This is a genomic window from Nonomuraea sp. NPDC049504, assembly GCF_040676845.1.
Lineage (GTDB): Bacteria > Actinomycetota > Actinomycetes > Streptosporangiales > Streptosporangiaceae > Nonomuraea > Nonomuraea salmonea.
This window is the reverse complement of the sequence record NZ_JBFAPT010000002.1, coordinates 600876-601483: the sequence shown is the minus strand read 5'-3', so window position 1 is coordinate 601483 and position 608 is coordinate 600876. Positions and strand designations below refer to the sequence as shown.

The 608-nt window shown below is 59.0% G+C and carries 1 protein-coding gene; it reads right to left on the bottom strand.

What is annotated here, in order from left to right:
- Positions 1–571: hypothetical protein (locus tag AB0K28_RS05950; RefSeq protein WP_364365875.1), on the bottom strand; the 571-nt coding region annotated here is incomplete at its 3' end.
- Positions 572–608 lie beyond the last annotated feature (37 nt).

The window sequence follows — 608 nt, the reverse complement described above, 5'->3', positions numbered from 1 at the left end:
TGGTGATCGTCCCGATGAGAGTTTCAGCTTGGTCGAAGTGACCAGCCTCAGCAAGAAATCCGATCAACTCGCGCAACGTCTGAGCTTGCTGGTGTGGCTTGGTGATCGTCCCGATGAGAGTTTCAGCTTGGTCGAAGTGACCAGCCTCAGCAAGAAATCCGATCAACTCGCGCAACGTCTGAGCTTGCTGGTGTGGGTTGGTGATCGTCCCGATGAGAGTTTCAGCTTGGTCGAAGTGACCAGCCTCAACAAGAAATCCGATCAACTCGCGCAGCGTCTGAGCTTTGAGGTTTCGATCGGTGATGGTGAGGACAAGGGCTTCGGCCTGGCGCACTACATGCTTGGCTTGGTCCGGCTTTCCGGCCTTGGCCAAGGCGGTGGCCAAGCTGCTCAACGCCTGGACTTTGAGGCCTGGGTCGGTGATGGTGCGGGCGATAGCCTCAGCCTGGTCGTGATGGCCGACCTTAGCCAAGGCGGTGGCCAAGCTGCTCAACGCCTGGACTTTGAGGCCTGGGTCGGTGATGGTGCGGGCGATAGCCTCAGCCTGGTCGTGATGGCCGACCTTAGCCAAGGCGGTGGCCAAGCTGCTCAACGCCTGGACTTTGAGG